Here is a 12,060-nt window from a genome sequence, read left to right on the forward strand (position 1 = left end):
AAAATAATTCCAATCTAAGTGTTTTTTCCGCCCTTCTCGTTTGTGAGGAGGGCTTAGTTTATGGTAAAATGGTCTTATGAATAAAAGAATGAATGAGTTAGTCGCCTTGCTCAATCGCTATGCGACTGAGTACTATACCAGCGACAATCCCTCGGTTTCAGATAGTGAATATGACCGCCTTTACCGTGAGTTGGTTGAGTTAGAAACTGCCTATCCAGATCAAGTGTTAGCAGACAGTCCGACCCATCGTGTTGGTGGCAAAGTCTTAGATGGTTTTGAAAAATACAGTCATCAGTATCCTCTTTATAGTTTGCAGGATGCTTTTTCACGTGAGGAGCTTGAAGCATTTGATACGCGTGTTCGTAAGGAAGTGGCTCATCCGACCTATATTTGTGAGCTGAAAATCGATGGCTTATCTATCTCGCTGACGTATGAAAAGGGGATTTTGGTTGCTGGTGTAACACGTGGAGATGGTTCTGTTGGTGAAAATATTACAGAAAACCTCAAGCGTGTCAAGGACATTCCTTTGACCTTGCCAGAAGAACTTGATATTACAGTTCGTGGGGAATGTTACATGCCACGCGCTTCTTTTGACCAGGTTAACCAAGCTCGCCAAGAAAATGGAGAGCCTGAATTTGCCAATCCTCGTAATGCGGCGGCAGGAACCTTGCGTCAGCTGGATACAGCAGTAGTTGCCAAGCGCAATCTTGCCACTTTCCTCTATCAAGAAGCCAGCCCTTCAACTCGCGACAGCCAAGAAAAGGTTTTGAAGCACCTAGAACAATTTGGTTTTGTAGTCAATTCTAAACGAATTCTGGCTGAAAGCATGGATGAGATTTGGAATTTTATCCAAGAAGTAGAAGAGGAACGGGACAATCTTCCCTATGATATCGATGGGGTGGTGATCAAGGTCAATGACCTAGCAAACCAAGAAGAACTCGGTTTTACCGTCAAGGCTCCAAAGTGGGCAGTAGCCTACAAGTTTCCTGCTGAGGAAAAAGAAGCTCAACTCTTGTCAGTTGACTGGACAGTTGGCCGTACGGGTGTTGTAACCCCAACTGCAAATCTAACACCTGTACAACTAGCTGGTACAACTGTTAGCCGTGCAACTCTGCACAATGTGGATTATATTGCTGAAAAAGATATCCGAAAAGATGATACGGTTATCGTTTATAAGGCTGGAGATATTATCCCTGCCGTTTTACGTGTAGTAGAGTCCAAACGGGTTTCTGAAGAGAAACTGGATATCCCTACAAACTGTCCAAGTTGTAACTCTGACTTGCTGCACTTTGAAGATGAAGTGGCCCTGCGTTGTATCAATCCGCGTTGCCCTGCTCAAATCATGGAAGGCTTGATTCACTTTGCTTCTCGTGATGCTATGAATATTACAGGCCTTGGTCCATCTATTGTTGAGAAACTCTTTGCTGCTAATCTGGTTAAGGACGTGGCAGATATTTATCGTTTAAAAGAGGAAGATTTTCTTCTTTTAGAGGGGGTTAAGGAAAAGTCTGCTTCTAAACTGTATCAAGCCATTCAAGCATCTAAGGAAAACTCTGCTGAAAAACTCTTGTTTGGACTAGGGATTCGCCATGTCGGAAGCAAGGCCAGTCAGTTGTTACTTCAACATTTTCATTCAATTGAAAATCTGGCTCAGGCAGATCCAGAGGAAGTGGCTAGTATTGAAAGTTTGGGTGGTGTGATTGCCAAGAGTCTTCAGACTTACTTTGCTACAGAAGGCTCTGAAATTCTCCTCAGAGAATTGAGAGAAGCTGGGGTCAATCTGGACTATAAAGGTCAGACAGTAGTTGCGAATGCGGCCTTGTCAGGCTTGACCGTGGTATTGACTGGAAAATTGGAACGGCTCAAGCGCTCAGAAGCTAAAAGTAAACTCGAAAGTCTGGGGGCCAAAGTGACAGGCAGTGTGTCTAAAAAGACCGACCTCGTTGTGGCAGGTGCAGACGCTGGAAGTAAACTTCAAAAAGCACAAGAATTTGGCATCGAAGTTCGAGATGAAACTTGGCTAGAAAGTTTGTAACAATGACAGAAGAAAGAAAACGTGCGCGTTTAATTTATAACCCAACCTCAGGGCAGGAAATTATCAAGAAAAATATAGCAGAAGTGCTGGATGTTTTGGAAAATATTGGCTATGAAACCAGTGCCTTTCAAACGACTCCAGAACCTCTTTCGGCACAAAAAGAAGCTGAGAGAGCAGCCAAAGCTGGTTTTGATTTGATTATTGCTGCAGGTGGTGATGGAACAATTAATGAGGTAGTCAATGGGGTTGCCTCGCTCGATAAGAGACCTCGGCTTGCTATCATCCCAACAGGTACGACTAATGATTATGCGCGTGCCCTAAAAATTCCAATGGGTGATCCTGTTGCGGCTGCTCAGATTATTGCTAAAAATGAGACCATTCATATGGATATTGGACGAGCTTTTGGCGACAAATATTTTATTAATATTGCCGCTGCTGGAACCTTAACCGAATTGACTTACAGTGTTCCAAGTGAAGTCAAGACGCGTCTTGGTTATTTTGCCTATGTTGCTAAAGGCATTGAAATGTTTCCTAAGACCAAGGTTCGTCCAGTGAGAATCACACACGATCAGGGGGTCTTTGAAGGAGAGGTGTCCTTGATTTTTGTTGCCTTGACCAATTCCATTGGAGGGTTTGAGCAGTTAGCGCCTGATACCAAGTTAGACGATGGTAATTTTACTCTGATTTTGGTCAAGACAGACAAGCTATTTGATATGTTGGGCTTATTGATACAGGCCATTAATGGTGGTCAGCATGTCTCAGACGTCAATATCGAATACCTTAAAACTAGCAAACTACGTTTAGAAGTTTTAGATGACCAAGAACGATTTATGCTGAACCTAGATGGGGAATATGGAGGAGATACCCCAGTTGAACTTCAAGTCTGCCATCATCACATCGAATTTTTTGTCAATCGAGACGAGATTGGTCAAGAATTTATTAGTGAAATAGAAACGAATTAAAAAGTAAAAAGGAAAAATAAAAATGTATAACTACCCTATGCGCATTCATTACCATCGCAAGAATGGTGAATACGACACTTGCTCTTTTGTAAAGAGTAAGGATCAACGAATTGATTTACTAACTTACCAAGAAGATTATTTTGGAGCCTTATTTAGCTTTGAACACCCAAGTGCTCATCCCTTAGAAAGCTTGAATTTTGTGGTTCACACAGGCCAAACTAGTAAAGAATATGCTATCCGTTTTAATCACTATCCCCTCTTAACAGAGGTCTGGATTTTGGAAGGCGATGATAGAATTTATTATTCTGAAAATCCTGCAATTGCAAGTCCTTTCTATAAAAATCAAAATCCTTTTGCTTTTGACAAGGCTATCAATAGCGCTAGTTTCGACCACCACTGGGGCTACCAAGGGGAATTGGGTTGCCGTGTAGAGGACAATCAGGCTCGTTTTGCTCTCTGGGCTCCAACAGCGACAGAAGTGCAGGTTGTCGTTTATGAATCAGCTGCTAATGATGCTCCTGTTTGGAAGACCTTTGAGATGGAGAGAGGCAATAGCTACTCTTATAATCACAAGGACAATACAATCGGTGTCTGGAGTTTGGATGTTGAGGAAGATTTGACTGGTAAGGCTTATCAGTATCAAGTCCAATTCCCTCACCACCAAACAGTGACACGCGATCCCTATACCATCGCGACCAGTCCTGATGGCAAACGTTCAGCTATCCTGAGCCATGAAGAAAAGCAAGTTGCAAACTTCGAGGTCAAGCACGGTTCAGAGGCTACTTGGCGCTTGGCAAATCCATGTAAGGCAGTTATTTGTGAAATGCACATTCGTGATTTGACCAAATCACCGACCTCAGGTGTGGATGAACATCTTCGAGGAACTTTCTTAGGTGCTGCACAGACTGGAACAGTTAACCAGTACGGCCAAGCAACTGCTTTTGATTACATCAAGAAGCTGGGCTACAATTATGTTCAGTTGCAACCAATTGCAGACCGTCACAAAGAATACGATGAGGATGGGAATGTAACCTACAACTGGGGTTATGACCCACAAAACTATAACGCGCCAGAAACTAGTTTTTCAACTAATCCAGACGACCCAGCTCAGGTTATTCGTGATTTGAAGACCATGGTTCAAGCTTACCACGATGCGGGTATTGGTGTTATTATGGATGTGGTCTATAACCATACCTTCTCAGTTGTTGATGCACCTTTCCAAACAACTGTCCCTGATTACTATTATCGTATGAATCCAGACGGTACCTTCCAGAATGGAACAGGCGTTGGAAATGAAACAGCCAGTGAACACGAAATGTTCCGCAAGTATATGATTGATTCTCTTCTATACTGGGTTCAGGAATACAATATTGACGGCTTCCGTTTTGACTTAATGGGGATTCATGATGTCAAGACTATGCAGATGATTCGTCAAAGCTTAGATGAAATCGACCCTAACATTATCCTCTATGGAGAAGGTTGGGACATGGGAACAGGTCTTGCACCTTATGATAAGGCTAAGAAAGACAACGCCTACGAAATGCCAAGTATTGGTTTCTTTAATGACAATCAGCGTGATGCTGTCAAAGGTGGAGAAGTTTATGGTGCTATCAAGTCAGGTTTTGTCAGCGGTGCTGCGACAGAGCCAATTCTAGCCAAAGCAATCCTAGGAAGTCGTGAATTAGGAACCTATACACATCCAAATCAGGTGCTTAACTATGTGGAAGCCCATGACAATTACAATCTTCACGATTTATTGGCAACCCTTCATCCAAACCAAAGTTCAGAACAAATCATGCGCAAGGTCGAGACAGCCACAGCTATGAACCTACTCATGCAAGGGATGGCCTTTATGGAAATCGGTCAAGAATTTGGTCGGACCAAACTGGTTGCGACTGGTGAGAATGGTGAGTTGACCCATGATGATAGAGAGCGTGCGATGAATAGCTATAATGCTCCTGACAGTGTGAACCAAGTCAACTGGGATTTGATCAATGAGCGTCAAGACAGTATTGAGTTTATCCGTCAAGTCATCCGATTGAAGACAAAAACTGGTGCCTTTTCTTACTCTAGCTATGATGAAATTTACCATCATGTCTTTGTGCATTCTGCGATTGAACATAGCGGCTGCCTTATCTATGAAGTTCATGGGAAAGAACACCTCTTGGTGGTTGTGAATGCTAAATCAGAACCCTATCAATTTGAAAATGCAGGAAATTTAGCTATGTTGGTAACTAATAGTCGTTCAAAAGAAGATAATGTGTTAGATGATATTAGTCTAGCCGTCTTGAGTGTTTTATAAAGACCATCTATCTCGCTATTCTAACACATCATTGGAAGTGAACGAATAGAAAGAACTTAGCTGATAACTCACTTGTATAGAAAATTTGATAAATATTTTCATCAAACGTGTAAAATCAGGAAATTGTTTTCCTGGTTTTATTTTTTGCTATAAAAAAATAATATTGGTAGCAAAAATACGAACTTTTTGGTATTATAGTAGAGAAAAGAAAGGCGTTTTCACATTTTTTTGAAAAAATATTGCTTTACAATTGAACGAGAAAGTGAACTTTTTGTAGATTTTCAAAATAATTTTAAAGAAGTATAGTAATTTACTTGAATCTTCCCTAAAAAGGTAGTATAATAAATCTATAGAAAACGCTTACAGAGAAAGAGGAGGTATTATGGATAAAAGAGAAGCTTTGCGCACCTTTATGACAGGAGAAAATTTTCACCTTCAGCATTATCTAGGAGCACATAAAGAGCAAGTGAATGGAGAGTATGGCTATACTTTCCGTGTTTGGGCTCCCAATGCTCAGGCTGTCCACTTGGTGGGGGATTTCACCAACTGGATTGAGGGTCAGATTCCAATGGTAAGAAATGACTTTGGGGTCTGGGAAGTCTTTACCAACATGGCTCAAGAAGGGCATATTTACAAATATCATGTCACACGTCAAAATGGTCATCAACTGATGAAAATTGACCCTTTTGCTGTCAGATATGAGGCTCGTCCAGGAACAGGGGCAATCGTAACAGAGCTTCCTGAGAAGAAATGGAGGGATGGACTTTGGCTGGCACGAAGAAAACGTTGGGGCTTTGCTGAACGTCCTGTCAATATCTATGAAGTTCACGCTGGCTCATGGAAAAGAAATCCTGATGGTAGTCCTTATAGTTTTTCCCAGCTCAAGGATGAACTCATTCCTTATCTCGTTGAAATGAACTATACTCATATTGAGTTTATGCCCTTGATGTCCCACCCTTTGGGGTTGAGTTGGGGGTACCAGCTTATGGGTTACTTCGCTTTAGAGCATGCCTATGGTCGTCCTGAAGAGTTTCAAGATTTTGTCGAGGAGTGTCATATCCATAATATTGGGGTTATCGTAGACTGGGTACCTGGTCATTTCACCATTAATGATGATGCCTTAGCCTATTATGATGGGACACCGACTTTTGAATACCAAGACCATAATAAGGCTCATAACTATGGTTGGGGCGCTCTCAATTTTGACCTTGGAAAAAATGAAGTCCAGTCCTTCTTAATTTCTTGTATTAAGCATTGGATCGATGTCTATCATTTGGATGGTATTCGTGTGGATGCTGTTAGCAACATGCTTTATTTGGACTATGATGATGCTCCATGGACACCTAATAAAGATGGGGGAAATCTCAACTATGAAGGTTATTATTTCCTTCAACGCTTGAATGAGATTATTAAGTTAGAATATCCAGATGTGATGATGATTGCAGAAGAAAGTTCGTCTGCAACCAAGATTACAGGAATGAAAGAGCTTGGTGGTCTAGGATTTGACTACAAATGGAACATGGGCTGGATGAATGATATCCTCCGTTTCTACGAAGAAGACCCAATTTACCGTAAGTATGACTTTAATTTGGTGACTTTTAGCTTTATGTATGTTTTCAATGAAAACTATCTCTTACCATTTTCACACGATGAAGTGGTTCATGGCAAGAAGAGTATGATGCATAAGATGTGGGGAGATCGTTACAATCAATTCGCAGGCTTGCGCAATCTCTATACGTACCAAATTTGTCACCCTGGTAAGAAATTGCTCTTCATGGGTAGCGAATATGGTCAATTCCTAGAATGGAAATCTGAAGAACAGTTGGAATGGTCTAACCTAGAAGACCCAATGAATGCTAAGATGAAGTATTTCACTTCTCAGCTAAACCAGTTTTACAAAGACAACCGCTGTCTGTGGGAAATTGATACCAGCTATGATGGTATTGAAATCATTGATGCGGATAATCGAGACCAGAGTGTTCTTTCCTTTATTCGTAAGGGTAAAAAGGGAGAAATGCTAGTCTGCGTCTTTAATATGGCACCTGTTGAACGGAAAGATTTTACAATCGGACTACCCGTTGCAGGAATTTACGAAGAAGTCTGGAATACTGAGCTAGAAGAGTGGGGAGGCGTTTGGAAAGAACATAATCAAACTGTTCAAACGCAAGAAGGACTATGGAAAGATTATGAGCAGACCTTAACCTTTACCCTACCGGCTATGGGAGCTAGTGTATGGAAAATCAAACGCCGCTTGAAATCTACTAAAACCGTCACAAATAAAAACCAAAAAGGAGTAGAAAATGAAGAATGAAATGTTAGCTTTGATTCTTGCTGGTGGGCAAGGAACTCGTCTCGGTAAACTCACTCAAAGCATCGCAAAACCAGCTGTGCAATTTGGTGGGCGCTACCGTATCATTGACTTTGCCCTATCAAACTGTGCCAACTCAGGGATTCATAATGTTGGGGTCATTACACAGTATCAACCTCTTGCTCTCAACAATCATATTGGGAACGGTTCAAGCTGGGGACTAGATGGTATCAATTCTGGTGTTTCTATTCTTCAACCTTATTCTGCCAGTGAAGGAAATCGTTGGTTTGAAGGGACTAGTCACGCTATTTACCAAAATATCGACTATATCGACAGTGTCAACCCTGAGTATGTCTTGATTTTGTCTGGGGACCACATCTACAAAATGGACTATGATGATATGCTCCAGTCTCATAAGGATAATAATGCCAGCTTGACAGTAGCCGTTTTAGACGTCCCTCTTAAAGAAGCAAGCCGTTTTGGTATCATGAACACAGATGCTAACAATCGTATTGTTGAATTTGAAGAAAAACCAGCTCAACCTAAATCTACAAAAGCTTCTATGGGAATCTACATTTTTGATTGGCAACGCCTTCGTAATATGTTAGTCGCTGCTGAAAAGAGCAATGTAGATATGTCAGATTTTGGTAAAAATGTCATTCCAAATTACCTTGAGTCAGGTGAAAGTGTTTATGCTTACGAATTTAGCGGTTACTGGAAAGATGTTGGTACGATTGAGTCTCTTTGGGAAGCGAACATGGAGTACATTTCTCCAGAGAATGCCTTGGATAGTCGTAACCGTCAATGGAAGATTTACTCAAGAAACTTGATTTCACCACCAAACTTCCTCGGAGCAAATGCTGATGTGGAAGACTCATTAGTTGTAGACGGATGTTTCGTTGATGGAACTGTTAAACATTCTATCCTTTCAACAGGCGCGCAAGTTCGCGAAGGAGCGGAAGTTGTTGATTCAGTTATCATGAGTGGAGCTATCATTGGTCAAGGAGCTAAGATTAAACGTGCCATTATTGGTGAAGGTGCGATTATTTCTGACGGTGTCGAAATTGATGGAACAGATGAAGTACAAGTTGTAGGATATAATGAAGTAGTGGGGGTAGCAACAGATGAAGATTGATAAATATTCTGCCATTTTAGGAAACACAGTTGGTTTTCACGATATGTCGACATTGACAGACCACCGTCCAGTAGCAAGTTTGCCATTTGGTGGGAAATATCGTTTGATTGACTTCCCACTTTCAAGCCTTGCTAATGCAGGTGTTCGTAGTGTCTTTGGTATTTTCCAGCAGGATAATATCAGCTCAGTCTTTGACCATATTCGTTCAGGACGCGAGTGGGGCTTATCAACCCTTCTTAGCCATTACTATCTAGGAATTTACAATACCCGTGTAGAAAGTAGCACAGTTGGAAAAGAATACTACCAACAGCTTCTCACTTATTTGAAACGTTCTGGGTCAAACCAAACAGTTTCACTCAACTGTGATGTTTTGATTAACATTGATTTGAACCAAGTTTTCCATCTACATAGTACAACAAAAGGGCCTATCACTGTAGTTTATAAAAAACTAGCTAAGAAAGATATTTCAGAAGTAAATGCAATCTTAGAAGTGGATGAAACAGACCATGTTCGTTCTCATAAACTCTTTGATAGCAAGTCAACAGCTGAAACGTTCAATATGTCTACAGATATCTTTGTCGTTGATACACCTTGGTTGATTGAACGCTTGGAAGAAGAAGCTAAAAAAGAACATCCAGAGAAGTTGCGTTATGTTTTACGGGATTTGGCTGCAAAAGAGGGAGCTTTCGCCTACGAATACACAGGCTATCTAGCCAATATTCACTCTGTAGAGTCTTATTACCAAGCTAATAAAGATATGCTTGAATCGCAAAAATTCTATTCTCTTTTCTCACCAAACCAAAAGATTTATACAAAGGTTAAGAACGAAGAACCAACTTACTATGCTAATACATCTAAAGTAAGCACTTCTCAGTTTGCGTCTGGTAGTATCATTGAAGGTCAAGTTGCTAATTCTGTTCTATCACGTAATATTCATGTTCATAAGGATAGCTTGGTTAAAGATAGCCTGCTCTTCCCTCGTGTTGTTATTGGAGAAGGAGCTCAGGTTGAATATGCTATCTTGGACAAGGGTGTTGAAGTTGAGCCTGGTGTTGTGATTCGAGGAACTGCAGAACATCCAGTTGTCGTTAAGAAAGGTAGCAAAGTAACAGAGGATATTCATTCATGAAAATTTTATTTGTAGCAGCAGAGGGTGCACCCTTTTCAAAAACAGGTGGTCTGGGAGACGTCATTGGCGCTCTTCCTAAATCACTGGTAAAAGCGGGACATGAAGTTGCAGTAATTTTACCCTACTATGACATGGTAGAGGCTAAATTTGGAAATCAGATTGAAGATGTTCTTCATTTTGAGGTGAGTGTTGGTTGGCGCAGACAGTACTGTGGGATTAAGAAAACAGTTTTGAACGGAGTGACTTTCTACTTTATCGACAGCCAATATTATTTCTTCCGTGGTCATGTTTACGGTGATTTTGATGATGGGGAACGTTTCGCTTTCTTCCAACTGGCTGCCATTGAGGCTATGGAAAGGATTGACTTTATTCCTGACCTTCTCCATGTTCATGACTACCATACAGCCATGATACCGTTCTTGTTAAAGGAAAAATACCGTTGGATTCAAGCCTATCAAGGAATTAAAACTGTTTTAACCATTCATAATTTGGAATTTCAAGGACAATTTTCAGAAGGAATGTTATGGGATTTGTTTGGAGTTGGCTTTGAACGTTATGCTGATGGTACCCTTCGCTGGAACAACTGTCTGAACTGGATGAAGGCTGGTATTCTTTATGCTGACCGTGTTTCAACCGTTTCACCTAGCTATGCTCATGAAATTATGACCAGTCAGTTCGGATGTAACTTGGATCAAATTCTTCGAATGGAGTCTGGCAAGGTGTCTGGTATCGTGAACGGGATTGATGCTGACCTGTATAATCCTCAGACGGATGCTCTTTTAGACTATCATTTTAATCAGGAAGATTTGTCTGGAAAAGCTCAGAACAAGGCAAAATTACAAGAAAGAGTTGCCTTGCCAGTTAGAGCTGACGTTCCACTGGTGGGAATTGTTTCTCGTTTGACACGTCAAAAAGGTTTTGATGTGGTGGTCGAAAGTCTGCACCATATCTTGCAGGAAGATGTCCAGATTGTTCTTTTGGGAACTGGAGATCCAGCCTTTGAAGGAGCTTTCTCATGGTTTGCTCAAATCTACCCAGACAAGCTATCAGCAAATATCACTTTTGATGTCAAACTAGCTCAAGAAATCTACGCTGCCTGTGACCTCTTCCTCATGCCGAGTCGTTTTGAACCGTGTGGCTTGTCTCAAATGATGGCTATGCGTTATGGAACCTTGCCATTGGTCCATGAAGTTGGTGGCTTGCGAGATACTGTTCGCGCTTTTAATCCAATCGAAGGAAGCGGTACTGGCTTTAGCTTTGACAATCTATCACCTTATTGGTTAAATTGGACTTTCCAAACAGCTTTGGACTTGTATAGAAACCATCCTGATGTTTGGAGAAATCTACAAAAACAAGCTATGGAGTGTGATTTCTCATGGGATACAGCCTGCAAGTCATATCTTGCCTTGTACCATAGTTTAGTTAATTAATAGATAAAATCGTATGATGACTTCATACGATTTTTAGGCTGTTTAGAGAGGAGAAGGTATGTCTCAAGTAAAAGGATTGTGTGTTATGGATGTGGATGGAACCTTAATCCTAGAAGAAGTGATTGATTTGTTGGGAAGAGAGGTAGGTCGTGAGGAGGAAATTTCGCAGATTACAAGTCGAGCAATGCGAGGAGAGTTGGACTTTGAAAGCAGTTTACGAGACAGAGTTTCCTTGTTGGAAGGCCTTCCTATTTCGGTCTTTGATACAGTCTTCAACTCTATTCATCTAACGCCAAATACCCAAGAATTCATCTCTATTCTCCAACAGAATGGCATTCTAGTTGGTCTGGTGTCTGGTGGCTTTACACCAATAGTTGAGAGATTAGCAAAATCACTTGGCATTGCCTATTTCTCTGCCAATCAACTTGAAGTCAAAGATGGTCTTCTAACAGGAAAATTAGTTGGACAAATTATCAGTCCCCAGGTCAAAAAAGAGACTCTGGAAAAATGGAGAGAGAAACTCAAACTTCCTAAAGAAAGAACGGTTGCAATCGGTGATGGGGCCAATGATTTATTGATGTTGAAGTCGGCGGGACTAGGAATCGCTTTTTGTGCCAAAGAAGTACTCAAAAAAGAAATACCGAATCATGTTGACAAGAGGGATTTTTTAGAAGTTCTTCCTTTGATTGACTGTTTAGAATGAGGGAAAATATGAAGATTGTAATTGCACCGGATTCGTTTAATACTATCCTAAAATCA

8 protein-coding genes are annotated in these 12,060 nt (G+C 41.0%); all 8 read left to right on the forward strand.

Features of this window, described 5'->3' with window-relative positions; genetic code table 11:
• Positions 1–76: 76 nt before the first annotated feature.
• The 8 genes from ligA to serB all read left to right on the forward strand — a co-directional run bounded on the left by ligA (position 77) and on the right by serB (position 12,004).
• Positions 77–2,035, forward strand: coding sequence for an NAD-dependent DNA ligase LigA (gene ligA / locus HT691_RS06820; protein WP_138704242.1), 1,959 nt, complete (start codon positions 77–79; stop codon positions 2,033–2,035).
• 2 nt (positions 2,036–2,037) lie between these two features.
• Positions 2,038–2,997, forward strand: coding sequence for a diacylglycerol kinase family lipid kinase (locus HT691_RS06825; RefSeq protein ID WP_138704243.1), 960 nt, complete (start codon positions 2,038–2,040; stop codon positions 2,995–2,997).
• A gap of 22 nt (positions 2,998–3,019) precedes the next feature.
• The gene (gene pulA, locus HT691_RS06830) at positions 3,020–5,299 is read left to right on the forward strand and encodes a type I pullulanase (protein ID WP_101514379.1); all 2,280 of its coding nucleotides are present in this window, start codon (positions 3,020–3,022) and stop codon (positions 5,297–5,299) included.
• A gap of 382 nt (positions 5,300–5,681) precedes the next feature.
• Positions 5,682–7,610 (forward strand): 1,4-alpha-glucan branching protein GlgB, encoded by a 1,929-nt coding sequence (gene glgB, locus HT691_RS06835; RefSeq protein ID WP_000361115.1) that lies wholly within the window; start codon positions 5,682–5,684, stop codon positions 7,608–7,610.
• Positions 7,600–8,742 (forward strand): glucose-1-phosphate adenylyltransferase, encoded by a 1,143-nt coding sequence (locus HT691_RS06840; RefSeq protein ID WP_000787253.1) that lies wholly within the window; start codon positions 7,600–7,602, stop codon positions 8,740–8,742. The genes glgB and HT691_RS06840 overlap by 11 nt, the downstream gene beginning before the upstream one ends.
• Positions 8,732–9,871, forward strand: coding sequence for a glucose-1-phosphate adenylyltransferase subunit GlgD (gene glgD / locus HT691_RS06845; protein WP_000687041.1), 1,140 nt, complete (start codon positions 8,732–8,734; stop codon positions 9,869–9,871). The genes HT691_RS06840 and glgD overlap by 11 nt, the downstream gene beginning before the upstream one ends.
• Positions 9,868–11,301 (forward strand): glycogen synthase GlgA, encoded by a 1,434-nt coding sequence (gene glgA, locus HT691_RS06850; protein WP_023933538.1) that lies wholly within the window; start codon positions 9,868–9,870, stop codon positions 11,299–11,301. The genes glgD and glgA overlap by 4 nt, the downstream gene beginning before the upstream one ends.
• A 58-nt stretch (positions 11,302–11,359) precedes the next feature.
• A complete protein-coding gene (serB, locus tag HT691_RS06855; RefSeq protein WP_023933539.1) occupies positions 11,360–12,004 on the forward strand; it encodes a phosphoserine phosphatase SerB in 645 nt (214 codons plus the stop codon).
• Positions 12,005–12,060: the final 56 nt, after the last annotated feature.

Source organism: Streptococcus sp. 477 (assembly GCF_013277295.1).
GTDB lineage: Bacteria > Bacillota > Bacilli > Lactobacillales > Streptococcaceae > Streptococcus > Streptococcus pseudopneumoniae.